A 24,080-nucleotide genomic window follows, 5' to 3' on the forward strand; every position below is an offset into this window, starting at 1 on the left:
CCCTCGGGGTCCGCCGAGCGGCAGCACCACGGCGGCCACGGCGGCCACGGCGCTCAGCCCTCGCCGGGCGGCAGGTCCGGGTCCCGGTCCAGGTCCAGGTCCCGGTCCGGGTCCAGGTCCGGGTCCAGGTCCCGGCCCGGGTCCAGATCCCGGTCCGGGTCCAGGTCCAGATCCCGCAGCATGTCCCGCACCATCTTCCGCACCGTCGCGCGCAGCCACCGGTGCCCCGCGTCCGCCTCGTGACGCGGATGCCATGCCATCTCCATGGTCATCGGCGGCAGCGCGAACGGGACCGGCAGGGTGCGCAGCCCCAGGCCGCGGACCATCGAGGCCGCGGCCCGGGCATTGGCCAGGCCGACCGCGTCGGTGTCCCGGACCATCATCAGCGACGCGGCGAAGGTCGGGACGGTGGCGATCACCCTGCGCCGGAGCCCGCGTTCGGCGAGCGCCGCATCGACCGGGCCGGTCAGCCGGCCGCGCCGGGAGAAATTGAGATGCGGGGCGTCGGCGAACCGCCGGGCGGTGAGCTTCCCCGTCGTCAGCGGGTGCCCCTCACGCACCACCGCGACGTTGTGGTCGACGAACAGCTCCTCCCTGCGGATCTCCGGCTCGGGGCTGTCGATGACGCCGAGCTCCAGGTCTGCCGCACCGTCCCGCAGCAGCGGCACATCGACATGACTCTCGCCGAGGAAGCGCAGCACGACCTGCGGAGCCTCCTTCGCCACGCGGGCGACCAGCCGCGGGCCGAGGGCGGTGACGAAGAGGTCGTTGGCGTAGAGGGTGAACACCCGGACCAGCTGGGCCGGGTCGGCCGGCGCGGACGGGGCCAGCACACCGTGCGCCGCCTCCACCAGCCGGCGCACCTCGGCCCTGATCTCCAGGGCACGCGGGGTGGGCACCATGTGGCGGCCGGCCCGCACCAGGACGGGGTCGCCGATGGTGCGGCGGATGCGGCCGAGCGCGCGGCTCATGGCGGGTCCGGAGAGTCCGAGCCGGTCGGCGGCCGCGGTCACGCTCTGTTCTTCGAGCAGGGCATCCAGCGCCGTCAGCAGGTTGAAGTCGATGTTTGCGTCTCGCGCAATCATGCAGTGCACACCTTGCATTTGAGGTCAACTCGCCAGGACTCTAGCGTCCCTGCCATGACCTCGACCGTGTCCCCTCCCGACTCCTCTCCCGGCTCCCATTCCCGTTCCTCTTCCGCCTCCGCCTCCTCCGACGCCCCCGCCCGGCGGCGCTCGGTGACGGCCGCGATGTGCGCCTGTGTGCTGGTCGCGCAGTCGCTGGTGGCCGCGATCAATCTCGCGATACCCAAGATCGCCGCCAGCGGGCTGCACCCCTCCCCCGCCCAGCTCCTGTGGATCGTCGACACCTACGTCCTGGTCTTCGCGGGGCTGCTGATCCCGGCCGGTGCGCTCGGCGACCGGGTCGGCCGCAAGGGCGTACTGCTCACGGGGCTCGGCGTGTTCGCCGCGGGTGCGCTGCTGAGCGCGTCGGCGGCCGGGCTGCCGGTGCTGCTGACCGGCCGGGCGCTCTCGGGTGCGGGGGCCGCGCTCCTGGTGCCGGCGACGATGTCCGTCCTGCTGCACTCTGCCCCGTCCGACCGCAAGGCCGGGGCGGTGGCCGCCTGGAGCACGGCGGTCGGCATCGGCGGGATGGCGGGCAACGCGGGCGGCGCGCTGATCCTGCAATACCTGCCCTGGCAGGGGCTGTTCTGGGGGTATGTGCCCCTCGCGCTGGCCCTGCTGCTCTGGGTCGCGACCGCCGCACCCCGGGTTCCCCGGCAGACCGCGGCGCTCGATCTGCCGGGCTCGGCACTGCTGATCCTCGGAGCGACGGCGCTGCTCTTCGGCATCATCGAAGGCCCGGGCCTGGGCTGGACCTCCGCCCCGGTGACCGGCGCCTTCGCCCTCGCGGTGGTGGTGTTGGCGGTGTTCGTCCGGCACGCGCTGCGGGCGGCGCACCCGGTGCTGGACCTCCGGCTGTTCCGGCTGCCGCGGCTGCGCGCAGGCAGCGTCGGCATCGCCGTCACCTTCTTCGGGATGTTCGCGCTCTTCTACGTCAACGCCCAGTTCCTGCAGTACGTGAAGGGGTACTCACCGCTGCAGACGGGCTGCGCGATCGTGCCGCTGGCCGTCGGGATGATGGCGGTGACGAAGTACGGGATGCGCGGGGCGCAGCGGGCCGGTGAGGCCAGGACGGCGGGCGCGGGGCTGGCACTGATCGCGGCCGGTCTGCTGCTGCTCTCCACCGCGGACGCCCACACCCCGTACGTCCTCTACCTGGTGTTTCTCCTGGTGATGTCGGCCGGTGCGGGGCTGGCGATGCCGACGCTGTCGCATGCGATCGTGGCGTCCGTCCCGGCCCGGCGGTCCGGCATGGGGTCCGGACTCCAGGGCGCCGCACGGGAGTTGGGGGCGGCGCTGGGGATCGCGGTGGTGGGCACCGTCCTGTCCGTGCGCTTCGCCTCGGGTACCGGGGACGGCGCCGCCGCGGCCACCGCGTTCACGGCGGCGACGGCGCTGGGTTACCGGATCGCGGCGGGTGTGGTGCTGGTGGTGGGCGTCGCCGTGGTGCGCGGCCTGCGTACCGGGGCGCGGGCCGAACGGAGCCGGGACGCGGCCTGATGGGGCGGCGTGCGCGCCAGGCGCCGCGGGCCGGTCCGCACCGGCTCGGAGGACCCCCCTGGCCCGGCGCCCCCTAGCCCGGCGCCCCCGAGCTGTAGCGCCGCAGCAGCGGCGAGAGCACCAGGACGGATTTCGTCCGCTCCACGAACGGTTCGCCCGCGATGCGCTCCAGCACCCGCTCGAAGTGCCGCATGTCGGAGGCGAAGACCTGGACGACGGCGTCCGCCTCACCGGTGACGGTGGAGGCGGACGCCACTTCCGGGTAGCGCGACAGGCCGCGGTGGATCGACTCGGGCGAGGTGTTGCGGCGGCAGTAGATCTCGATGAACCCCTCGGTCTCCCAGCCGAGCGCGGCCGGGTCGACCCGTACCGTGAAGCCGGTGATCGCGCCGTCGGCCCGCAGCCGGTCCACCCGGCGTTTGACGGCCGGCGCGGACAGCCCGACCTCCTGGCCGATATCGGCGTAGCTGCGGCGGGCGTCCTCGGCGAGGGCGTGGACGATGCGTTCGTCGAGATCGTTCAGTCGCACTGCGGGTGGATCACTTCTCTGCGGTGGCCAATCGGGAGCGGCGCAAGCCGTAACCGAAGTAGACCACAAGGCCCACGACCATCCAGACACCGAAGACCACCCAGGTCACGGCGCCGAGGCTGCCCATCATGTAGAGGCACAGCAGAAAACCGATCGCCGGGAAGAGCGGCGAGAGCGGGGTACGGAAGCTGCGCGGCATGTCCGGGCGGGTGCGGCGCAGCACGATCACCGCGATATTGACCAGCGCGAAGGCGAACAGCGTGCCGATGCTGGTGGCGTCGGCCAGCTGGCCCAGCGGCACCGCGGCGGCGAGGATCCCGCAGAACAGCGAGACGATCACGGTGTTGGCCCGCGGCGCACCGCTCTTCGGGTGCACCTTGGCGAACACCTTGGGCATCAGCCCGTCCCGGGACATCGCGAAGAGGATGCGGGTCTGGCCGTAGAGCACGGTCAGCACGACGCTGGCGATGGCGATGACCGCACCGAAGGCGAGCAGCACGGCCCAGAAGCTCTGGCCGGACACGTCCTTCATGATCCCGGCGAGCGCGGCCTCCGAGCCCTTGAACTTCTGCCAGGGCATCGCGCCCACGGCGATGGCCGCGACCAGGCAGTACAGCGCGGTGACGATCACCAGCGAGAGCATGATCGCGCGCGGCATGTCGCGCTGCGGGTTCTTGGCCTCCTCACCGGCGGTGGAGGCGGCATCGAAGCCGATGTATGAGAAGAACAGGGTGGCGCCGGCCGCGCTGACACCCGCCATGCCCATCGGCATGAAGTTCGCGTAGTTGCCCGACTTCACGCCCTGCACGGCGACGCCGCAGAACAGCAGCAGGGCAATGATCTTGACGATGACCATGATCGTGTTGGCGCGGGCGCTCTCCTTGGCCCCGCCCAGCAGGAACACCATCGCCAGCAGCACGACCAGCAGGGCCGGCAGGTTGAAGACGCCGCCGTCACCGGGCGGCTGGGACAGCGCGTCCGGGATGGTGAACCCCAGCGTGCCGTCCAGCAGCTCGTTCAGATACTGGCCCCAGCCCACGGCGACGGCCGCGACCGAGACGCCGTACTCCAGGATCAGGCACCAGCCGCAGACCCAGGCGACCAGCTCACCGAGGGTGGCGTAGGCGTAGGAGTACGACGATCCGGAGACCGGGATGGTGCCGGCCAGCTCCGCGTAGGACAGCGCGGAGAACAGGGCGGTGATGCCGGCGATGACAAAGGAGAGGATGACCGCGGGCCCGGCGTCCGGGACGGCCTCGCCGAGGACCACGAAGATGCCGGTGCCGAGCGTGGCGCCGATGCTGATCATGGTCAGCTGCCACATGCCCATCGAGCGGCGGAGCGTTCCCCCCTCGCCCTGGCCGCCCTCGGCGACCAGCCGCTCGACGGGCTTGCGCCGCATCAGCCGGGTGCCGAGGCCACCGGAGGACTGCGGTGGGGGCCCTGCGGGCGGGGCTGCGCCGTGCTCCAACACTGGGGTGGCTCCTTTATCGCTGCCGATCAGATAACGGTACGGAGGACGACGACCGGCAGCGGTCGGTACACGGGCATGCCGAAGCAACCCGCAGCAGGAGACCGCCGAGCAGACGGACTCCGTCACTCCACGTACAGCGCATGACCTTACGGCCCGCCGCTGACCTGCCGTAATGCAGGTTCCTTGCGCAACAGCGACAGATCGTTGCGCACCGGTGCGCCGGGCGGCCGTTCGTTGCGCGCCGGGGGTCGATGGTACGGGCTCCGAGAGGGTGAAGCGGAACCGGGGGCGCTGGTTCCGGGTAGCCGAACGGCCCCGCACCGAGTCGGACGCTGTGCGTCCGACTCGGTGCGGGGCCGGTGAGCGGCGGTGCCGGGACGGGGCAGGCCCCGTGGCGGGTCAGTTCCAGCTGTCGTGCAGCGGCTTGCCCTCGGCGTAGCCGGCGGCGCTCTGCACCCCGACCACGGCCTTGTCGGCGAACTCCGCCAGGGAGGCGGCGCCCGCGTAGGTGCAGGAGCTGCGGACCCCCGCGATGATCGTGTCGATCAGGTCCTCGACGCCGGGGCGCGCCTGGTCGACGAACATCCGCGAGGTGGAGATGCCCTCCTCGAAGAGTCCCTTGCGGGCCCGGTCGTAGGCCGACTCATCGCTTGTACGGTTGCGCACGGCACGCGCGGAGGCCATCCCGAAGCTCTCCTTGTACGGCCGGCCGTCGGCGGTGTGCTGGAGGTCGCCGGGCGATTCGAGGGTGCCGGCGAACCAGGAGCCGACCATGACGTTGGAGGCGCCCGCGGCCAGCGCCATCGCGACATCGCGGGGGTGGCGCACCCCGCCGTCGGCCCAGACGTGCTTGCCGAACTTCTTCGCCTCGGCGGCGCACTCCAGGACCGCGGAGAACTGCGGCCGGCCGACGCCGGTCATCATCCGGGTGGTGCACATCGCGCCCGGTCCGACGCCGACCTTGATGATGTCCGCGCCGGCCTCGATCAGATCGCGGACGCCCTCGGCGGCGACGATGTTGCCCGCCACGATCGGCACCTGCGGGTCCAGTCCGCGGACCGCCCGGACCGCGGTGATCATCGACTCCTGGTGGCCGTGCGCGGTGTCCACCACGAGGGTGTCCACACCGGCTTCCAGCAGCGCCTTGGCCCGGCCGGCCACATCGCCGTTGATACCGACGGCGGCCGCGATCCGCAGCTTGCCGTTGGCGTCCGTGGCGGGGGTGTACAGGGTGGCGCGGAGCGCGCCCTTGCGGGTGAGGATGCCGATCAGCATGCCGTCCGCGTCGACCGCGGGCGCGAGCTTGCGGTTGGCGGCGTCCAGGCGGTTGAAGGCCTCCCGCGGGTCGATGTCCGCATCCAGGACGAGCAGGTCCTTGGACATGACCTCGGCCACCTGGGTGAAGCGGTCCACCCCGGCCAGGTCGTGCTCGGTGACGACGCCGACCGGGCGGCCGCCCTCGACGACGATGCCCGCGCCGTGCGCCCGCTTGGGCAGCAGCGCCAGGGCGTCGGCGACGGTCGCGACCGGGGACAGCACGATCGGGGTGTCCAGGACCAGATGGCGGCGCTTGATCCAGGTCACCACGTCGGTGACGACATCGAGCGGGATGTCCTGCGGAATGACGACCAGACCACCACGGCGGGCGACGGTCTCGGCCATCCGGCGGCCGGCGATCGCCGTCATGTTGGCGACCACGAGAGGGATGGTGGTACCGGTCCCGTCGTGGGAGGACAGGTCCACTCCCTGACGGGAGCCCACGGCGGAGCGGCCGGGCACCATGAACACATCGTCGTAGGTCAGGTCGTAGGGCACCGAAGAACTCTCTTCGAGCGCGCCGTTCTTCGGATTCAGGAATCGCATACGGCCAGGATACGGGCCCTGACCAGGGCTCATGTGATAATCCGAGCCTTTCCCCGGCCGTGTGTGCGATCCGCCAAAAGCGCCGTGGACGGGCAGGTCGGGCCACGCCGGAACGGGGGCGCTCCGCCGCCCGGCGGGCCGCACCGCATCGCCGCCGGTCAGGCCTGGTGTGCCGCCGCTACACGCCCTGCCGGTCGCGTCCCCTGGCCATGATCACGGCCAGTCCGGTGTCCGTGTCGCGCCAGTAGCCCACCGCATCCGCCAGTACGCCCTCGACGATGCTCCACTCGTCCGGCGACGCGGCCGCATAGCCCTGCCAGCCCGTCACGACGAGCAGCCGGCCGCGGTCGGCGGGGCACCAGGACAGATCGGTGAGGCAGTCGGCGAGCGCGTCCCAGTTGCGGCCGAACCAGTCCGGCAGCCGCAGCGCGCGGGCGCACCGGTCCATGAAGGCGGCCTTGTCCGCGACCCCCTCCAGATCCAGGGACGTGCCGGTCCAGCCGGCGTCCCGCGCGGCGGCCAGCGCCTGGGCCACCGAGCGCTCCGCGGGCCAGGGCAGCACCCCGGGGGGCGTACGTCCGTCGAGCACCGCGGCGAGCGGCCGGGGCACGGAACCCGTCATCGAAGCACCGCCTTGAAGGTCCGGTAGTGGTCGTCGGTGTAGTACGTCTCATGGCTGTGTCCGGTGACGAGCCGGCGGGCTCCGCGGTCCGGCGAGCCGGGCGTGGGCACCGTGTACTCGTGGTAGTAGCCGCGCGGCTGACGGGGCAGCAGCCGCTCGCGGTTGCCGAAGACGGTGCCGTCCTGCGGATACGGGAAGGGACCGCCGGCATCGATGAGCCGGAGGGTGTCCCGGGCCGGGGCGGGCAGTGCGCCGGCCGGCACGACCGGCATGCCCCGCGGCCGGTCCGGGGCGCCGGAGGGTCCCGGCGCATCGGCGGCGGCCGTGGCGGTGGACCCCGGTAATCCGGACGAACTCCCGCCTGCGCCACCGCCCGTGGCACAGCCGGTCAGCACGAGGAGCAGCCCGGCGAGCAGCGTGCCGAGGACAGCGGCGGCACGACGCGGGACGGAGCGGATCACCATGCGCCGATGCTGTCACAGGGCCGCGCAGGCTGCTCGTCGATGACCGGCGCCGGGGGTGCACGGGGCGGGCGGCGGGGCGGTCGCGCAGGGGCGGGGTCGCGAGGCGCCGGGGCGGTCCGCACGGGCGGGCGCGCTCACGCACGGGTGGGGCGGCTGCCCGGTGGGGCGGTCACGCGGGGCCGTCCGCCGCCGCGTCCCGCCCGGCGTGGGTCACGCCCCGTCAGGGTCCGCCCGGTCCAGTGCGGGGCGCGGTCCGGGACCGGTCTCCAGCAGCAGGTGGTCGGCCGCGGCGGTGTCCGTGACCAGGCTGGTCACCAGGCCGGAGCGGAGCACCGCGCCGATCGCGTCGGCCTTGCGCCGGCCGCCGGCGATGGCGACGACCTCCGGGATACGGCGGAGCCGGTCCGCCTCGACGGTGATGCAGCGCTCGCCGAGGTCCCGGCCGATACGGCGCCCTTCGGCATCGAAGAGGTGCGCCGACATCTCGGCGGCCGCCCCGAGCGAGGCGTAGTGCTCCCGTTCCTGCTCCGACAGCATGTCGTAGACGGTCGAGACGCCCGGTTCCCAGGAACCGATGGAGACGCAGGCGACGGTGACCTTGTCGAAGTAGTCGAACGCGCGGGCGATCCCGGTCTGGCGGCGCAGCGCCTCGGCGGTCGCCGAGTCGGGCAGCAGCATCGGCGCGTAGATCGGATGCGCCTCGCCGCCGGCGACATCGGCCGCACGGCGCACCGCCTCGACCGAGCCGCGGTCGGCGGTACCGGCGTCGTAGACACCGGTCAACTGCACCACGGTGCACGGCGGGAGGCGGTGCAGCGCGGCCGCCATATGAATGGTCGACCGGCCCCACGCCAGCCCCAGCACATCGCCCTCGGTGACCAGCTCACCGAGCAGATCGGCGGCCACCTCGCCGAGGTTCTCCGGGTCGGCGGCGTCGTCGGGCGGGTTCTGCACGCCGAAGGCGGGGGGAGCGTCCGCGGGCGACTCGACGACGACCGCGTGCCGCAGGCCGTAGCGGGCCCGCAGAGCGTCGGAGCGTTCGGCGTCCAGCTCGGAGGGCACCCGGATCTCGATCCGTACGAGATCACGTTCCAGGGCGGTCTCCAGCACCCGCGCGACCTTGAACCGGCTGACGCCGAACTCCTCCGCGATCTGGATCTTCGACTTGCCCTCAAGATAGAAACGGCGGGCCATGGCCGCGGCCTGCACCAGCTCGGCAGGGCCCATTCCGGACTGTGGGCGGCTGGCTACCACGAAATTCTCCCCTTTTGCGCATCTGATCGAGTCTTTGCTCATCCTTTCAGAAACCCGGCGGCAACGGGGACCATGACCGCCCCGACCCTCGTGAACGCTCGGTTACCCCCCGTACAACGGGCAGCAGAGCCCCCGCCACGGCGGATTCCCGTGGCGTGAATCAGCCGGGCCGCCGGCTCCCGCCTCCAGGGCCTGTCTTCCCTCCCGCCTGCCCTACGGGCGAACGACGGGACTTCGACGACAGGCCCGCGCGCTCAGTGCGCGCAGCCCCAGCCCGCCGCCGCGGTCGCCGTCTCGGCCTGCTCGCGCAGGTCCCGGACCGCCTTGGCCGGGTCGTCCGCGCCGTACACCGCGGAGCCCGCCACGAACACATCGGCGCCCGCTTCGGCGCACCGCTCGATGGTGGCCGCCGAGACCCCGCCGTCCACCTGGAGCCCCAGCTGCAGGCCGTGCCGGGAGATCAGTTCACGGGTGCGGCGGATCTTCGGCAGCATGATGTCCAGGAACGCCTGGCCGCCGAAGCCGGGCTCCACGGTCATGATCAGCACCATGTCGAGCTCGGGAAGCAGGTCCTCGTACGGCTCGATCGGCGTGGCCGGCTTCAGCGCCATCGACGCCCGCGCGCCCTTGGCCCGGATCTCCCGCGCCAGCCGCACCGGCGCGGCCGCCGCCTCCACGTGGAAGGTCACCGACCCGGCTCCGGCCTCGATGTACTGCGGCGCCCAGCGGTCCGGGTCCTCGATCATCAGATGCAGGTCGAGGGGGGTGTCCGTCGCCTTGCTCAGCGACTCGACCACCGGCACACCAAGGGTGAGGTTCGGGACGAAGTGGTTGTCCATGACGTCGACGTGCAGCCAGTCGGCGCCCTTGACGGCCTGCGCCTCCTCGGCGAGGCGGGCGAAGTCTGCGGACAGGATGCTGGGGTTGATCAAGGCCATGCCCCCAGTATGGCGTGCGGGCCGGGAGCGAGCGGCGGCGGGAGGGACGGGGCTCGGCGGGCCTGGGACACCCGGCACCCCCGGACGCGGAGTGCAGGCCTCGAAGGCGCCGAAGAGCGCTCACCCGTGCTGGTGCTCCGCCTGGCGCCCCGCCCGCTCGGTCAGTCCGCGGACGCCGCGCGCACCGGTTCTCCGCCCGGGCGGCCGCTGCCGCCGGGCGCCGGGCTCGCGGCCCCGGCTCCCTCCGCCTTCGTCTCGCCGCCCTGTCGGCGCAGCGTTGCGGTGGCGATGTTCAGGAAGTCCGGTACGGGGCCCGCGCAGTTGTCCTCCGGGACCGCCAGGCAGGTCTCGACGGGCGGGGCATCGGTGACGGGCAGGTAGACGAGATCGGGGCGGGAGTACGACGCCGCGACGCTGAGGGGGACGAGTGCGAGGCCCTGCCCGGAGGCGATGAGCTCGAACTTCTCCTCCAGTGAGGAGGTCCGCCGCGTCCTGACGTCGAGGACCGGCTCGCCGTCGAGAGCGGCCGACGTGAGGGTGCGACGACCGGCCAGCCGATGGGTCACGGGCAGGCACGCGACCTTGGTCTCGTGACCGATGGGGACGGTGCGCAGCCCCGCGTCGTCGAAGGGGCGCCGGAGGTATCCGACATGCGCGCGGCCGTCACGGAGCGGCGCGTCCTGCTCCCACCAGCGCAGCGGAAACACATCGATCTCGACGTTCGGGTGGCTCGCCGTGAACGCCCGGATCGCCTCCGACACACGCAGGCCGGGCGAGAAGGCGACGACGAGCCGCTGCGCGCCCCGCTCGGCCTCGTGCACGCGCCGCAGCGCCGCCTCCACCACCGTGCTGATCCTGCGCGCCTCGTCGTACAACTGCCGCCCCGCGGCGGTCAGTTCGACGCTGCGCGTGGTCCGTGTGAACAGCAGGCAGCCCAACTCCTGCTCGAACGCGCGGATCTGCCGGCTGAGGACCGGCTGCGCGATGAACAACGCCTGTGCCGCCCGGCCGAACTGCCGGTGCTCGGCCACCGCGACGAAATAGCGGAGCTTGCGCAGATCCAAATCCATGCCCGAAAGGTATCAACGTGACGGAAAGGGTATTGGACGCCCGGGCGGAACCCCTCGGAGACTGACCTCATGATCGCCCTCGCCCCTCCGGCGGGCGGCACCCACGCGGACCTCCGCCCCGCGGCACGGCGCACCTCATGCCCGAGGTGCTGAACCGTCAAGTGGTCCACGCACGGCCTCCGTTGGACGGCCGTGCCGCCACGTTCACCGGCCAGGTCAACGAGGCTTCGCAGCAGCCCCGGCCCATATGCCCTTACCCCACAGTCCTGACCCACGCGTCCTGACCAACGCGTCCTGATCCACCCGCCCTGACCCACAAGAGGAATCACATGACCGACATCCGCAAGACCGCCCTCGTCATCGGGGCCTCCCGGACCCTGGGCCTCGGGATCGCCGCCGAGTACCTGCGCCGCGGCTGGGACGTCATCGGCACGGTCCGCGGCAGCCGGCGCACCGGTCTCCACGACCTGGCCGAAACGTCCGGTGGACGGCTGACCATCGAGTCGCTGGAGATGACCGAGCCGGAGCAGATCTCGGCACTGCGCGACCGGCTGGCCCGGCACACCCTCGACCTGCTCTTCGTCAACGCCGCCATCACGCGCGGCGACATCCCGATCGGCGAGGTCCCGACGGACATGTTCACCGAGGTCATGGTCACCAACGCCCTCAGCCCGATGCGCGTCGTGGAATCCCTGCGCCCGCTGGTCGCGCCCCACGGGACCATCGGCGTCATGTCCTCCGACCAGGGGAGCATCACCCTGAACACCGAGGGCGGCCAGGATCTGTACCGGGCCAGCAAGTCCGCCCTGAACCAGCTGATGCGCAGCTACGCCGTCCGCTATGCCGAGGACACGCACAGACTGCTCCTCGTCAACCCTGGCTGGGTACGCACCGAACTCGGCGGTCCTGAGGCCGAGCTCAGCGTGGAGGAGAGCGTTCCCGGGGTGGTGGAGACGATCGAGCACCACCGAGAGCCCGGTCTGCACTTCGTCGACTACCAGGGGCAGGTCGTGCCCTGGTAGACGCCGTGACCGGGCCCGACCGGGACTGACAGGTCCCGACCGGACCCCGCCGAGCCGTTGTTCCTGCTGAAGAGAAGCGCGCTGCGCTCAGCCGGTCCGGCGCAGCAGTGCCAGATACATCGCGTCCGTGCCGTGCAGATGCGGCCACAGCTGGACGTCCGGGCCGTCGCCGAGCGCCGGGACGCCGGGCATCAGCGGGCGGGCGTCGATCCACTCCACCTGCACCGGCTCACCGCCCCGCCCCTTGAGGACGTCGTCCACCACGGCCCGGGTCTCGGCCGGATGCGGCGAGCAGGTCGCATAGCCGACGACGCCGCCGACCCGTACGGCCGCGAGCGCCTGCCGAAGCAGTTCGCGCTGCAGCGGGGCGAAACCGTCCAGGTCCTCGGGGCGGCGGCGCCAGCGCGCCTCCGGACGGCGGCGCAGGGCCCCCAGACCGGTGCACGGCACGTCGACCAGCACCCGGTCGAAGGAGGCGGGCCGCCAGGCCGGGCGGGTGCCGTCGGCGGTGATGACCGCATACGGACCGGGGTTGCCGTCGAGCGCCCGCGCCACCAGACGTGCACGGTGCGGCTGCTTCTCCGAGGCCAGCAGGGCGGCACCGCGCTCGGCCGCGAGCGCCGCCAGCAGCGCCGCCTTGCCGCCGGGGCCCGCACAGCCGTCGAGCCAGGCGCGGTCGGGGCCCTCGACGGGTGCGTTCGCCAGCGCGAGGGCGACGAGCTGGCTGCCCTCGTCCTGCACCCCGGCGCGCCCTTCGCTCACCGGGCCCAAGGCGCCCGGCTCCCCGCCCTCCGCGAGCCGCACCGCATACGGGGACCAGCGCCCGGGGAGCGCCCGCTCCTCGCCGGCCGCCGACAGAAGCTCCTCGGTGGTGGCCCGTCCCGGCCGGGCCACCAACGTCACCTCGGGGCGTTCGTTGTCCGCCTCCAGCAGGTCCTCGATGCCGGCCCGGCCCCCACCGAGCGCGTCCCAGAGCGCCGAGACGATCCAGCGGGGGTGCGCATGCACGATGCCGAGGTGGTCCTCGGGGTCCTCGTCGTACTCCGGGGCGACCTGCTCCAGCCAGCCGTCCAGGTCATGGGCCGCGACCTTGCGCAGCACCGCGTTGACGAACTTCGCCCGCCCGTCGCCCAGCACCACCCGCGCCAGCTCGACGCTGGCGCTCACCGCGGCGTGCGTCGGAATGCGGGTGCCGAGCAACTGGTGCGCCCCGAGGGTCAGCACGTCCAGGACCGGCGGGTCCACCTCCCGCAGCGGCCGGTCCACACAGCGCGCGATGACCGCGTCATACGTGCCCTGCCACCGCAGCGAGCCGTAGACCAGCTCCGTCGCCAGCGCCGCGTCCCGGGCGTCGAAGTCGCCGCCCTCGCGTGCCTTGCGCAACAACGGCGGCAACACGAGGTTCGCGTACGCGTCCCGCTCGTCGACGGCCCGCAACGCCTCGAACGCGAGGACCCTGACCGGGTCCTTCTGCGGGCGGCGGTGGGGCTTGCTGGGGCGGCGGCGCGGCTGCTGGCTCACAGAAAAGGTGCTCCGGATACGAGATGAGGGGTCCCTCCCAGCCTACGCGGGCACGCGGGCGGACCGCGCGGAGAGGCCGGAGCCGGACCCCGGGGCCCGCCGCCCTCCGGCGGCTGCCGGCCCCTGGCAGCGGACGCGGGGGCTCAGTCCCCCAGCCGCTCCCCGCTCTCGATCCGCACCCCGCGCGCCCAATCGGCCGCCTTCATCGGCTTCTTGCCCTGCGGCTGGACCCAGCCGAGTTCGACGGGGTGGCTGCCGGTACCGGCGTACACCGCCTTCTTGGTCACGGCGAGTTCGCCGGGTGCGAGGGCGGGCTCGGTGTGGCCGGCTGCGTCAGCGGCCGACATCAGCTTGAGGCGCTCGCCGCGGAAGACCGTCCAGGCCCCCGGCGCGGGCGCACAGCCGCGGATCACCCGGTCGACCCGCAGCGCGGGCGCCGCCCAGTCCACCTTGGCGTCCTCGACCTCGATCTTCGGCGCGAGGGTGACCCCCTCGGGCGGCTGCGGCACCGCCTGCAGCGTGCCGTCCTCGATGCCGTCCATCGTCGCCACCAGCAGCCCGGAACCGGCGAATGCCAGCCGGGTGAGCAGATCGCCGCTGGTATCGGTCGGCCGGACCTCCTCGGTCAGCACCCCGAAGACCGGGCCGGAGTCCAGTCCGGTCTCGATCTGGAACGTCGAGGCGCCGGTCACCTCGTCCCCCGCCAGCACCGCATGCTGCACTGGCGCCGCGCCCCGCCACGCGGGCAGCAGCGAGAAGTGCAGATTGACCCACCCCTTGGCGGGAATGTCGAGCGCGGCCTTCGGCAGCAGCGCCCCGTAGGCAACCACCGGGCAGCAGTCCGGCGCGATCTCCCGCAGCCGGGCCAGGAAGTCCTCGTCGCGCGGCTTGACGGGCTTGAGCACCTCGATGCCCGCCTCCTCCGCCCGCTCCGCGACGGGGCTGGCGACCAGCCTCCGGCCGCGCCCCGCGGGCGCGTCGGGCCGGGTGACGACGGCCACGACCTCGTGCCGGTCCGAGGCGAGCAGGGCATCGAGGGCGGGTACGGCGACCTCGGGGGTGCCGGCGAAGACGAGCCTCATGGGTGGCGATCTACCTCTCACACGCAGCGGAACGACACACCAGTCTACGGGGACCGTCCCAGGCCATGGGCGGTGGATCAGGGGGCGTACGGCGTTTCCCGCGCCTTGTACGGAAGCTCGTGCGCCCCCATACCGTGACCAGAGCCGCTGCTGTCGCGTTGGTCAAACAGCATTGACCCGGACCGGGCCGCTTTGGCGGCCCGCTCCCTTTCACTCTTCCTTTTCCACGCCGGTTCGAGAGGCTTGCTCATGGCCGACCACGCAACCCACGACGCCCAGGCGCGCGCCAGCCTGCATCTCCTGGTGCGGGACATCGAACGGGTGCGCCGGCAGGTGGACGCACTGCGCACGCTGACCGCTCAGCTCGGCAACGTCTACCGGCCGCGGCGCACGGGCCCCTCCGCAGGCTTCGTCGTCTACGGACGCGCCCCCGCCCCGACGGTGCGCCTCGCCCAGGAGCTGCGGGACAGCGTCGAAACCCTGGTCACGGCCGCGGTCGACTTCGACCGTTCGCTGGGATTCTCCTGGGACGCGGTGGGCTCGGCACTCGGCGTCACCAAGCAGGCGGTGCACCGCCGTTACGGTGCCCGCCGGGCCGCCGCCCAGCCCTCCGCGGAGAGCAACGGCGGTGAGCCGACGGTGCGTTCGCCCGATGCCGCCGCCGCGAGCCGTGCGGTGACCATGACCGCGGGCCTGCCCGGCTCCCCGTCCGTCCCGGCCGCCCGCGCCATGCCCGCCCAGTCCTCCGCGGTCGCCCGCGACGAGCCGGCCCGCCCGGGCGCCTTCCCCGGCCCCCGCAACGGCTGAACCACCCCGGCACCGAGCGCCCTTGGCTCCCCCCGCCGCTCGCCAACGCCCCGGGACCACCCGCCGACAGCGGTCCCGGGGCGGCGCCATGTCCGAGGGCGCCGCCATGCCCGGCAGCACCCGGGCGCCTCAGCCCAGATCGGGCGGGTCGATCCGTACCCGCACCGCCTCGCCCTCCCGCTTGACCAGCCGGGCCGCGCGGGCGGCCTTGAGCGCCGCAGCGAGGGCGGCACCCTGGCCGGGGCGGACGCGGACCAGCGCGCGTTCCCACTGCTCGCCCGGCGGAGGGTCGCCGGGGCGGCGCGGGCGCGCGGGGTCCGACGCCGGCAGCGGAACGGGCCCCAACACCTCGGCGCCCTCGGGGAGTCCGGCGTCTTTCAGCAATGCGACGACATCCTCCGCGCGGCCGGCCACCGAGGCCATCCGCGACACCGGAGGGAAGCCCAGCTCGGCCCGTTCGGCAAGCTCGCGGACCGCATGGCCGGCCGGGTCCCAGCGCACCAGCGCCTGCACCGGCCGCAGCGTCGGCTCCGCGATCACCGCGACGGTGCCGCCCTCCGCCTGACCGCGGACCAGCGCGGCGGCGCCCAGCCAGCGGCGCAGCGCCTCCTCCCCCGCCCGCAGGTCCGGCCGCCCCAGCAGCGCCCAGCCGTCCAGCAGCAGGGCCGCCGCGTATCCGCCGTCCTCGGCCACCGGCTCCGCGCCCGGTGTGCTCACCACGAGCGCGGGCGCCCCCGGAACCGTTGCCAGCACATGATCACGCCCCGAGGTGCGCACCGGGACCGACGGGAACACCCGGCCCAGCTCCTCCGCCGTCCGCCGCGCCCCCACGACCTGAGCCCGCAGCCGCGCACCCCCGCACTCGGCACAGTGCCAGTCCGGCTCGGGCCGGCCGCACCAGGCGCAGGCCAGCTCGCCCGCGTCCTGCGACTCCAGCGGGCCCGCACAGGCCCGGCAGCGCGCGGGAGTACGGCAGCGTTCGCAGGCCAGGCGGGGCGCATACCCCCGGCGCGGCACCTGGACGAGCACCGGCCCGCGCCGCAGGCCCTCGCGCATCACCTGCCAGGCCATCGTCGGCAGCCGGGCGGCGCGCGCCGCGGCGTCCCGCGCCTCGTCACCGTCGCTGACCGTACGCACCAGCGGCGCAGCACTGCGCACCTGCTCGCGCTCGGCGGTCAGCGGGCGCGCCCAGCCGGTCTCGACGAGCTGGGCCGCCTCGACCGTGCAGCTCAGCCCGCCCAGCAGAAATCCGGCGCGCTCGTTGACCGACCGCTGGACAAGGACCTCACGGGCGTGCGGCTGGGGCGCATGCGGATCACTGTGGCTGGCGTCCCCGTCGTCCCACAGGGCGACCAGGCCCAGGCCGGCGACCGGCGCGAACATCGCCGCGCGCGTGCCGACCACGGCGCGCACCGCGCCACGGCTGACCGCCAGCCAACGGCGGTAGCGCTCCTCGGGCCCGGCATCGGCGGTCAGCAGCACATGCCGGCCCTCCCCGATCAGCTCGCCGAGGGCCGCGTCCACCCGCGCCGCGGCGCGCCCGTCCGGCACCACCACCAGCGCGCCACGCCCGCCGGCCAGCGCCGCGGCCACCGCTCGCGCCAGCTCCTGCGGCCAGGTCGCCCCGGGCAGCGCCGTCCACACCGCCCGCGGCACATCCCCCCGTGTCAGCGCCGCCAGGAACCCGGGGCCCGCGCCGTAGCGCGCCCAACTGCCGGGCTCGGGTGCGTCGTTGGGCGGAAGCGGGGCCGGCGACGGCTTGGCCTCCGCCCGCGCCCGGCGCGGCGGCACGGCCAGCTGCACCACATCGGCGAGCGTCCCGGCATAGCGGTCCGCCACCGCCCGGCACAGCCCCAGCAGCTCGGGCGTCAGCACCCGCTCGGACGACAGCACCTGCGCGATCGGGGCGAGCACCCCGCGATAGTCGCTCTCCGCGGCCCGCTCCACGATGAATCCGCTGACCAGCTTGCCGCCCTCACGACGGCCGCCCTTCTCCCCCGCCCCGAAGCGCACCCGCACCCGCACTCCGGGCTGGGCCTCGGCATCCATCGCCGCGGGTACCGCGTAATCGAAATAGCGGTCGAGGTGCACCAGCCCCTTGTCGACCAGCACCCGCGCCACCGGCAGCCCGGCGGCCAGCTCGGCGCCCCGCCACGTCCGCGGCTTGGCCCGCTCCGCCTTGGTCTCCCGCACGGCCTCCCGGATGAGGGCCAACTGCTCGCCCGCACCCGACGCCCCCGCCTCCGGTTGCCCGTTCTCCCTGCTCACAGCATCAGTCTTAGCAGATGGCACCGACAGCGCGGGGTGCCTGTGGACAGCCGACGGCCCCGGACCACTGGGGCGATCCGGGGCCGTCGGCCACTACACGGGCGGTTCGAAAACCGGGGAGTCCTAGAGACCCGCGGCCTTCTTCAGCGCCTCCACCCGGTCGGTGCGCTCCCAGGTGAAGTCCTCCAGCTCACGGCCGAAGTGGCCGTAGGCGGCGGTCTGGGCGTAGATCGGGCGGAGCAGATCGAGGTCGCGGATGATGGCGGCCGGGCGGAGGTCGAAGACCTCGCCGATGGCCTGCTCGATCTTGTCGGTGTCGACGGTGGCGGTGCCGAAGGTCTCGACGAAGAGACCGACCGGCTCGGCCTTGCCGATGGCGTAGGCGACCTGGACCTCGCAGCGGGCCGCGAGGCCGGCGGCGACGACGTTCTTGGCGACCCAGCGCATCGCGTAGGCGGCCGAGCGGTCGACCTTGGACGGGTCCTTGCCGGAGAAGGCACCGCCGCCGTGGCGGGCCATGCCGCCGTAGGTGTCGATGATGATCTTGCGGCCGGTGAGGCCGGCGTCACCCATGGGGCCGCCGATCTCGAAGCGGCCGGTCGGGTTGACCAGCAGCCGGTAGCCGTCGGTGTCCAGCTTGATGCCGTCCTCGACCAGCTGGGCCAGGACGTGCTCGACGACGAACTCGCGGATGTCGGGAGCGAGCAGCGAGTCGAGGTCGATGTCGCTGGCGTGCTGGGAGGAGACCACGACGGTGTCGAGGCGGACGGCCTTGTGACCGTCGTACTCGATGGTGACCTGGGTCTTGCCGTCGGGGCGGAGGTAGGGGATGGTGCCGTTCTTGCGGACCTCGGACAGGCGCTTGGACAGGCGGTGCGCGAGGTTGATCGGGAGCGGCATCAGCTCCGGGGTCTCGTCGCAGGCGTAGCCGAACATCAGGCCCTGGTCGCCGGCGCCCTGCTTGTCCAGCTCGTCGTCGTCGCCCTCGACGCGGTTCTCGTACGCGGTGTCGACACCCTGGGCGATGTCCGGGGACTGCGCACCGATGGACACCGAGACGCCACAGGAAGCGCCGTCGAAGCCCTTCTTGGACGAGTCGTAACCGATGTCCAGGATCTTGTTGCGGACGAGGTTGGGGATGTCGGCGTACGCCTTCGTCGTCACCTCGCCGGCCACATGCACCAGGCCGGTGGTGATCAACGTCTCCACGGCGACCCGGGAGGTCGGGTCTTCCTTGAGGAGAGCGTCGAGGATGGTGTCGCTGATCTGGTCAGCGATCTTGTCGGGGTGGCCCTCGGTGACGGACTCCGAGGTGAACAGGCGGCGGGACACATCGCTCCCTGGGGTTGCAGCGGCTGCTGGCTGATCATTGGCGGAAGGGCCGAGAGCTGCGCTCGGCCCGATCCACTCGCCAGTTTATCGGTCGTGTGCGGCGTTCGGGCACGCGGTCTCGATTTATGGACCCCCCGTGACCTGGGACACCACGGCCCTCGGTAGGACGATCACCTCGAGTATGGGCCGGGTCAAGGGGACATGCCGGAGTTTAGGCGGCCGGCAGGGTGACTCCGGGGTCCTTGCGGGCGTGTCAGGGGCGGGTATCGGCCAGGCGGGGCGCGACCAGGTCCCAGACCGTGTCGGCCAGGTCTTCCTTGGGGCCGTACGGGACCGGGGTCTCGGTTCCGTCGGCCGCCAGGATCACCGCCTCGTTCTCCGCCGAACCGAAGGTCTTGTGCTCGCCGACCTCATTGACGACCAGCAGGTCACAGCCCTTGCGGGACAGCTTGGCGCGACCGTTGGCGAGCACGTCATCGGTCTCCGCGGCGAAGCCGACCACGAGCTGTCCCGGTCGGGCCCGCTCGGCGGAGAGTTCGGCAAGGATGTCCGGATTTCGGACCAGAGTGACCGGTTCCGGCTCCTTCCCTTCGACCTTCTTGATCTTGCCATCGGCGTAGACGGCAGGCCGGAAATCGGCGACGGCGGCGGCCATGATCACCGCGTCGGCGTCCGCGGCGGCCTTCAGCACCGCCTCGTGGAGCTGACGGGCGGTGCCGATGCGGATCACGTCCACCCCGGCCGGATCGGGCAGCTCGGTGTTGCCGGCGATCAGCGTGACCCGGGCGCCGCGGGCCGCCGCCGTACGGGCGAGCGCGTAGCCCTGCTTGCCGGAGGAGCGGTTGCCCAGGTAGCGGACGGGGTCCAGCGGCTCGCGGGTGCCGCCCGCGCTGACCACGACGCGGCGGCCGGCGAGATCCTGCTCCGCCGCCCGGTCGCCGCGGGCCAGCACCCGGCGGCAGAAGGCGAAGATCTCGGCCGGGTCGGGGAAGCGGCCCTTGCCGGTGTCGACGCCGGTCAGCCGGCCGACCGCCGGGTCGATCACGAGGGCGCCGCGGCGCCGCAGCGTGGCGACGTTCTCCTGGGTGGCGGGGTGCTCCCACATCTCGGTGTGCATCGCCGGGGCGAAGATCACCGGACAGCGCGCGGTGAGCAGAGTGTTGGTCAGCAGGTCGTCGGCCAGGCCATGGGCCGCCTTGGCGAGCAGATCGGCGGTGGCGGGGGCCACCACGACCAGGTCGGCGGCCTGGCCGATCCGGACGTGCGGGACCTCGTGGACGGACTCCCAGACCTCGGTGCCTGCCGGCTTGCCGGACAGCGCCGACCAGGTGGCCTCCCCGACGAAGTGCAGCGCCGAGGCGGTCGGCACGACCCGTACGTCGTGCCCGGACTCGGTCAGCCGCCGCAGCAGCTCGCACGCCTTGTAGGCGGCGATCCCGCCGCTCACCCCCAGGACGACCCTGGGCCGCTCCCGCTCACGCCTGTCCATCGCTTCGCCGCTCCCCGGGCCTCGGTCCCTACGTGTATTGCCCCTATGACACACCAAGGGCCCGGCTGGGGCCCCTCCCAGCGTTAGCTGGGGGAGCTCCGCCGGGCCCTTGGCGAAGGATGCCGCTGCTTACTGGGCCGGGCCCTCGATGGCCTCGGAGGTCAGCAGGCCCGCGTTGATCTCGCGCAGCGCGATCGACAGGGGCTTCTCGTGGACGTGGGTGTCCACGAGCGGGCCGACGTACTCGAGCAGGCCCTCGCCGAGCTGCGAGTAGTACGCGTTGATCTGACGCGCGCGCTTGGCGGCGTAGATCACCAGGCTGTACTTCGAATCGGTGGCCTCGAGAAGCTCATCAATGGGCGGGTTGATGATGCCCTCGGGTGCGGTGATGGAAGAGGACACTCTCTACCTTCCGAAGGGGGATGAAGCAGGGGGGTAACGCAAAGTCTTCGACGGTCCGGGGAGCTACGCGGTCAGCCGCTGGTGTTCTCGTCTCCGGACCTGTCCAGCATCAAGGCTAGCAGCTCACGGCTGACGTCCTCGACGGAGGTGTTGACAAGCGTCGTATCGAACTCCTTCTCCGCTGCCAGTTCGATCCTGGCGGCGGCCAGCCGGCGCTCGATGACCTCCGGCGCCTCCGTGCCCCGGCCGGTGAGCCGGCGGACCAGCTCGTCCCAGCTCGGCGGGGCCAGGAAGACCAGATGCGCTTCCGCCATGGACTCGCGGACCTGGCGGGCGCCCTGCAGGTCGATCTCCAGCAGGACCGGCTCCCCGGACTCCAGGCGGTCCAGCACCGCCGTGCGGGGGGTGCCGTACCGGTTGCCCGCGAACTCGGCCCATTCGAGCAGCTCGCCGTTGGCGACGAGCTTGTCGAATTCCCCGTCGTCGACGAAGAAGTAGTGGACACCGTGCCGCTCCCCGGGCCGCGGCTTGCGGGTGGTGGCCGAAACCGAGAGCCAGACCTCGGGGTGGACCTTGCGCATATGCGCGACGACCGTGCTCTTGCCGACCCCGGAGGGGCCGGAGAGCACGGTCAGTCGCGGTTGTCTGGCCGGGGGCGCGGGGGTCGTCCCCCCGGAGACTGCAGAACTCATGCAGCGATTATTCCAGCTTCCCGGTGATGCCGGAAAATTCAGGAAGCAGTGCTGCCGAACTCGCGCTCCAGCGACGCGATCTGGTTGGAGCCAAGACCCCGGACACGGCGGCTCTCGGAGATCCCGAGCCGTTCCATGATCTGCTTGGCGCGGACCTTGCCGACGCCGGGCAGGGACTCAAGGAGCGCGGAGACCTTCATCTTGCCGATGACGTCGTTCTCCTGGCCCTGCTTGATGACCTCATGGAGGGAAGCACCGGAGTGCTTGAGCCGATTCTTGACCTCGGCGCGCTCCCGGCGAGCCGCGGCGGCCTTCTCGAGCGCGGCTGCGCGCTGTTCAGGGGTAAGGGGCGGAAGAGCCACGCCTACGTCACCTCGGATGTCGAACTGTCGGATACGGACCAGTGTGGAACCTAGTCACCCCGCACCTGCGGAGCAACGAGCAACGCGCTTACGTGCAGTGCTCTCGTCGGAGACTAGCGCCAGAGTGCGCCGGAGTCAGCGAGAACAAGCGAAAAGTCCTGGTCAGACTCTGCTGACCAGGACAATTCGGGACCAAAGTCCCCGTCGGAAGGCTCTCAATCGAGCGCGGTGCGCACTTCGCCGGCGAATCGGTCCGCCGCGGCGCGCAGCGCGGAGGTGTCCGGACCGTGCCGCAGCACCCCCCGGCTGACGCTCGGCACGACGTTGCGCACGGCGTCACCGAAGACCTTCGGGAGGTCGGCGGGGGTGGCGCCCTGGGCGCCGATGCCGGGGGCGAGCAGCGGGCCGTTGATCGCCAGGTCGAACGAGGAGAGATCGCCGAGCGTGGCGCCGACGACCGCGCCGAAGGAGCCCAGCGGCTCGGCACCGGCGTTCTCGGCGGCGAGGTGGCCGAGCATGGTCGCGGCGAGCGTGCGGCCGTCCTCGCGCACCGCCCGCTGGACCTCGGCGCCCTCCGGGTTCGAGGTGAGGGCGAGGACGAAGAGCCCGGCGCCGTTCTCGCGTGCCAGGTCGACGGCCGGCTTCAGTGAGCCGTACCCGAGGTACGGGGAAACGGTCAGCGCGTCGGAGAACAGCGGCGAGTCCTTGCGCAGGTAGGTCTCGGCGTAGGCGGCCATGGTGGAGCCGATGTCGCCGCGCTTGGCGTCCATCAGCACCAGGGCCCCGCGCTCGCGCGCCTCCTCGACTGCGGTCTCCAGGACGGCGAGGCCGCGGGAGCCGAAGCGCTCGAAGAACGCGGATTGTGGCTTGAAAAGTGCGACCGTCTCGCCCAGGGCCTCCACGACGGTCCGGGTGAACCGCGCCAGGCCCGCGACATCGTCGTTCAGGCCCCAGTCGGCCAGCAGCGAGGCGTGCGGGTCGATGCCGACGCAGAGCGGGCCGCGCTCGTCCATGGCGCGGCGCAGGCGGGCGCCGAAGGGGTTCGCAGACGAATCCTGCGGCCCGGAGGGCCTCGGTGAGGGGTGGTGGTCGGGCGACGGGCGGGCGCCGAAGGGCTCGGTCATGCGGTCACCTTCTTGTGCTCGGCGCCGACCGCGTCGGCGAGGGTGGCGTACGGGCTGTTGCGCAGACGGGCGGCGAGGCCCTTGTGGATCGCGCGGCACCAGAACGGGCCCTGGTAGATGAAGGCGCTGTAGCCCTGGACCAGGGTGGCGCCGGCCAGGATGCGCTGCCAGGCATCCTCGGCGTTCTCGATGCCGCCCACCCCGATGAGGGTGACCGTGCCGCCGACGCGGGCGTAGAGGCGGCGCAGCACCTCCAGGGAGCGCTCCTTGACGGGCGCGCCGGACAGGCCGCCGGTCTCGGCGGTCAGCGCCGGGTCCGAGGTCAGGCCCAGGCCCTCGCGGGCGATCGTGGTGTTGGTGGCGATGATCCCGTCCAGGCCGAGCTCGACGGCCAGATCGGCGACCGCGTCCACGTCCGCGTCGGCCAGATCGGGGGCGATCTTGACCAGCAGCGGGACCCGGCGGCCGGTGACCGTACGGTCGGCGGCCTCGCGGACGGCCGTCAGCAGCGGGCGCAGGTGGTCGACGGCCTGGAGGTTGCGCAGCCCCGGGGTGTTCGGGGAGGAGACATTGACGACCAGGTAGTCGGCGTGCCGGGCAAGCCGCTCGGTGGAGGTGACGTAGTCGGCGACGGCTTCGTCCTCCGGCACGACCTTGGTCTTGCCGATGTTGACGCCGACGGTGGCCGGGAAGACGGGGTTGCGGGCGGCCAGACGGGCCGCCACGGACGCGGAGCCGTCGTTGTTGAACCCCATCCGGTTGATCAGCGCGCGGTCCGCCACGAGCCGGAACAGGCGCTTCTTGGGGTTGCCGGGCTGCGTCTGGGCGGTGACCGTGCCGATCTCGACATGGTCGAAGCCGAGCATGGTCATCCCGTCGATCGCGACGGCGTTCTTGTCGAAGCCGGCGGCCAGGCCGAAGGGGCCGTGCATCCGGCGGCCCAGGGCCTCGGTGCGCAGCTCCCGGTAGCGGGGCGCGAGGGCGGCCGCCAGGAAGGTGCGCAGCACGGGGAGGCGCACGGCCAGCTGGATCCAGCGGAAGGCCAGGTGGTGGGCCTGCTCGGGGTCCATGCGCTTGAAGATCAGGTGGAAGAAGAGGCGGTACATCGTCGGGTGGGCCTTCCGGGGCGAGGAGTGCGAGG

Annotated in this window: 22 protein-coding genes; 3 read left to right on the forward strand and 19 right to left on the reverse strand. The window is 72.6% G+C overall.

Annotation, left to right across the window (positions count from 1 at the left end; translation table 11 throughout):
- Window positions 1-53 precede the first annotated feature (53 nt).
- Window positions 54-1,085, reverse strand: a complete 1,032-nt coding sequence (locus ABR737_RS09950) for a LysR family transcriptional regulator (RefSeq protein WP_350249824.1) — start codon at window positions 1,083-1,085, stop codon at window positions 54-56.
- 54 nt (window positions 1,086-1,139) lie between these two features.
- Between ABR737_RS09950 and ABR737_RS09955 the strand changes: the two genes are divergently transcribed.
- Window positions 1,140-2,624, forward strand: a complete 1,485-nt coding sequence (locus tag ABR737_RS09955) for an MFS transporter (protein ID WP_350249825.1) — start codon at window positions 1,140-1,142, stop codon at window positions 2,622-2,624.
- 73 nt (window positions 2,625-2,697) lie between these two features.
- Here ABR737_RS09955 and ABR737_RS09960 read toward each other — a convergent pair whose 3' ends face one another.
- From ABR737_RS09960 to ABR737_RS09995, 8 genes are all read right to left on the reverse strand, one after another.
- The gene (locus ABR737_RS09960) at window positions 2,698-3,153 is read right to left on the reverse strand and encodes an Lrp/AsnC family transcriptional regulator (protein ID WP_159747959.1); all 456 of its coding nucleotides are present in this window, start codon (window positions 3,151-3,153) and stop codon (window positions 2,698-2,700) included.
- A gap of 10 nt (window positions 3,154-3,163) precedes the next feature.
- Window positions 3,164-4,627: an amino acid permease gene (locus tag ABR737_RS09965; RefSeq protein WP_502964303.1), complete on the reverse strand. Its 1,464-nt coding sequence runs from the start codon at window positions 4,625-4,627 to the stop codon at window positions 3,164-3,166.
- 399 nt (window positions 4,628-5,026) lie between these two features.
- Window positions 5,027-6,490, reverse strand: coding sequence for a GuaB1 family IMP dehydrogenase-related protein (locus ABR737_RS09970; RefSeq protein ID WP_350249826.1), 1,464 nt, complete (start codon window positions 6,488-6,490; stop codon window positions 5,027-5,029).
- Window positions 6,491-6,668: 178 nt separating this feature from the next.
- Window positions 6,669-7,112, reverse strand: coding sequence for a barstar family protein (locus ABR737_RS09975; RefSeq protein ID WP_336050903.1), 444 nt, complete (start codon window positions 7,110-7,112; stop codon window positions 6,669-6,671).
- Window positions 7,109-7,576, reverse strand: coding sequence for a guanyl-specific ribonuclease (locus ABR737_RS09980; protein WP_350249827.1), 468 nt, complete (start codon window positions 7,574-7,576; stop codon window positions 7,109-7,111). Before ABR737_RS09980 ends, ABR737_RS09975 begins: the two co-directional genes overlap by 4 nt.
- Window positions 7,577-7,786: 210 nt before the next feature.
- Window positions 7,787-8,803, reverse strand: a complete 1,017-nt coding sequence (locus ABR737_RS09985; RefSeq protein WP_350249828.1) for a sugar-binding transcriptional regulator — start codon at window positions 8,801-8,803, stop codon at window positions 7,787-7,789.
- A gap of 281 nt (window positions 8,804-9,084) precedes the next feature.
- The gene (gene rpe, locus ABR737_RS09990) at window positions 9,085-9,768 is read right to left on the reverse strand and encodes a ribulose-phosphate 3-epimerase (RefSeq protein ID WP_129297384.1); all 684 of its coding nucleotides are present in this window, start codon (window positions 9,766-9,768) and stop codon (window positions 9,085-9,087) included.
- A gap of 161 nt (window positions 9,769-9,929) precedes the next feature.
- Window positions 9,930-10,838, reverse strand: coding sequence for a LysR family transcriptional regulator (locus tag ABR737_RS09995; RefSeq protein ID WP_350249829.1), 909 nt, complete (start codon window positions 10,836-10,838; stop codon window positions 9,930-9,932).
- 329 nt (window positions 10,839-11,167) lie between these two features.
- On the opposite strand from ABR737_RS09995, the gene ABR737_RS10000 reads away from it, so the two are divergent.
- The gene (locus ABR737_RS10000; protein ID WP_350249830.1) at window positions 11,168-11,860 is read left to right on the forward strand and encodes an SDR family oxidoreductase; all 693 of its coding nucleotides are present in this window, start codon (window positions 11,168-11,170) and stop codon (window positions 11,858-11,860) included.
- A gap of 87 nt (window positions 11,861-11,947) precedes the next feature.
- On the opposite strand, the gene ABR737_RS10005 is transcribed toward ABR737_RS10000, so the two are convergent.
- Together ABR737_RS10005 and fmt are read right to left on the reverse strand one after the other, a co-directional pair.
- On the reverse strand, window positions 11,948-13,381 hold the full coding sequence (locus ABR737_RS10005) for an RsmB/NOP family class I SAM-dependent RNA methyltransferase (protein WP_350249831.1): 1,434 nt from the start codon (window positions 13,379-13,381) through the stop codon (window positions 11,948-11,950).
- A gap of 143 nt (window positions 13,382-13,524) precedes the next feature.
- A complete protein-coding gene (gene fmt, locus ABR737_RS10010; RefSeq protein ID WP_350249832.1) occupies window positions 13,525-14,463 on the reverse strand; it encodes a methionyl-tRNA formyltransferase in 939 nt (312 codons plus the stop codon).
- A 249-nt stretch (window positions 14,464-14,712) separates the two neighbouring features.
- Here fmt and ABR737_RS10015 point away from each other — a divergent pair, with 249 nt between their 5' ends.
- A complete protein-coding gene (locus tag ABR737_RS10015; protein ID WP_350249833.1) occupies window positions 14,713-15,270 on the forward strand; it encodes a hypothetical protein in 558 nt (185 codons plus the stop codon).
- Window positions 15,271-15,399: 129 nt separating this feature from the next.
- Here ABR737_RS10015 and ABR737_RS10020 read toward each other — a convergent pair whose 3' ends face one another.
- The 8 genes from ABR737_RS10020 to ABR737_RS10055 all read right to left on the reverse strand — a co-directional run bounded on the left by ABR737_RS10020 (window position 15,400) and on the right by ABR737_RS10055 (window position 24,045).
- Entirely contained in the window at window positions 15,400-17,538 is a 2,139-nt protein-coding gene (locus ABR737_RS10020; RefSeq protein ID WP_350249834.1) for a primosomal protein N', read from the reverse strand.
- 123 nt (window positions 17,539-17,661) lie between these two features.
- Window positions 17,662-18,870, reverse strand: a complete 1,209-nt coding sequence (gene metK / locus ABR737_RS10025) for a methionine adenosyltransferase (RefSeq protein ID WP_350249835.1) — start codon at window positions 18,868-18,870, stop codon at window positions 17,662-17,664.
- A gap of 253 nt (window positions 18,871-19,123) precedes the next feature.
- Window positions 19,124-20,359: a bifunctional phosphopantothenoylcysteine decarboxylase/phosphopantothenate--cysteine ligase CoaBC gene (gene coaBC / locus ABR737_RS10030; RefSeq protein WP_350249836.1), complete on the reverse strand. Its 1,236-nt coding sequence runs from the start codon at window positions 20,357-20,359 to the stop codon at window positions 19,124-19,126.
- A gap of 129 nt (window positions 20,360-20,488) precedes the next feature.
- On the reverse strand, window positions 20,489-20,761 hold the full coding sequence (gene rpoZ / locus ABR737_RS10035; protein WP_005319902.1) for a DNA-directed RNA polymerase subunit omega: 273 nt from the start codon (window positions 20,759-20,761) through the stop codon (window positions 20,489-20,491).
- A gap of 71 nt (window positions 20,762-20,832) precedes the next feature.
- Window positions 20,833-21,453 (reverse strand): guanylate kinase, encoded by a 621-nt coding sequence (gene gmk, locus ABR737_RS10040; RefSeq protein WP_350249837.1) that lies wholly within the window; start codon window positions 21,451-21,453, stop codon window positions 20,833-20,835.
- A 38-nt stretch (window positions 21,454-21,491) separates the two neighbouring features.
- On the reverse strand, window positions 21,492-21,815 hold the full coding sequence (locus ABR737_RS10045) for an integration host factor (RefSeq protein ID WP_006607450.1): 324 nt from the start codon (window positions 21,813-21,815) through the stop codon (window positions 21,492-21,494).
- A 215-nt stretch (window positions 21,816-22,030) separates the two neighbouring features.
- Entirely contained in the window at window positions 22,031-22,939 is a 909-nt protein-coding gene (gene pyrF, locus ABR737_RS10050; RefSeq protein WP_350249838.1) for an orotidine-5'-phosphate decarboxylase, read from the reverse strand.
- The gene (locus ABR737_RS10055; protein ID WP_350249839.1) at window positions 22,936-24,045 is read right to left on the reverse strand and encodes a quinone-dependent dihydroorotate dehydrogenase; all 1,110 of its coding nucleotides are present in this window, start codon (window positions 24,043-24,045) and stop codon (window positions 22,936-22,938) included. Before ABR737_RS10055 ends, pyrF begins: the two co-directional genes overlap by 4 nt.
- Window positions 24,046-24,080: the final 35 nt, after the last annotated feature.

The organism is Streptomyces sp. Edi2, from assembly GCF_040253635.1.
Lineage (GTDB): Bacteria > Actinomycetota > Actinomycetes > Streptomycetales > Streptomycetaceae > Streptomyces.

Bases quoted from the DNA above. Each gene is read 5' to 3' on its own strand.
- ABR737_RS09995 (WP_350249829.1), bottom strand. From the start codon at position 10,838: ATGGATTTGGATCTGCGCAAGCTCCGCTATTTCGTCGCGGTGGCCGAG.
- coaBC (WP_350249836.1), bottom strand. From the start codon at position 20,359: ATGGACAGGCGTGAGCGGGAGCGGCCCAGGGTCGTCCTGGGGGTGAGC.
- ABR737_RS10055 (WP_350249839.1), bottom strand. From the start codon at position 24,045: ATGTACCGCCTCTTCTTCCACCTGATCTTCAAGCGCATGGACCCCGAG.
- gmk (WP_350249837.1), bottom strand. From the start codon at position 21,453: ATGAGTTCTGCAGTCTCCGGGGGGACGACCCCCGCGCCCCCGGCCAGA.
- ABR737_RS10015 (WP_350249833.1), top strand. From the start codon at position 14,713: ATGGCCGACCACGCAACCCACGACGCCCAGGCGCGCGCCAGCCTGCAT.
- ABR737_RS09980 (WP_350249827.1), bottom strand. From the start codon at position 7,576: ATGGTGATCCGCTCCGTCCCGCGTCGTGCCGCCGCTGTCCTCGGCACG.
- ABR737_RS09950 (WP_350249824.1), bottom strand. From the start codon at position 1,085: ATGATTGCGCGAGACGCAAACATCGACTTCAACCTGCTGACGGCGCTG.
- pyrF (WP_350249838.1), bottom strand. From the start codon at position 22,939: ATGACCGAGCCCTTCGGCGCCCGCCCGTCGCCCGACCACCACCCCTCA.
- ABR737_RS09955 (WP_350249825.1), top strand. From the start codon at position 1,140: ATGACCTCGACCGTGTCCCCTCCCGACTCCTCTCCCGGCTCCCATTCC.
- fmt (WP_350249832.1), bottom strand. From the start codon at position 14,463: ATGAGGCTCGTCTTCGCCGGCACCCCCGAGGTCGCCGTACCCGCCCTC.
- ABR737_RS09970 (WP_350249826.1), bottom strand. From the start codon at position 6,490: ATGCGATTCCTGAATCCGAAGAACGGCGCGCTCGAAGAGAGTTCTTCG.
- ABR737_RS09975 (WP_336050903.1), bottom strand. From the start codon at position 7,112: ATGACGGGTTCCGTGCCCCGGCCGCTCGCCGCGGTGCTCGACGGACGT.
- ABR737_RS10000 (WP_350249830.1), top strand. From the start codon at position 11,168: ATGACCGACATCCGCAAGACCGCCCTCGTCATCGGGGCCTCCCGGACC.
- rpe (WP_129297384.1), bottom strand. From the start codon at position 9,768: ATGGCCTTGATCAACCCCAGCATCCTGTCCGCAGACTTCGCCCGCCTC.
- ABR737_RS09985 (WP_350249828.1), bottom strand. From the start codon at position 8,803: ATGGGCCCTGCCGAGCTGGTGCAGGCCGCGGCCATGGCCCGCCGTTTC.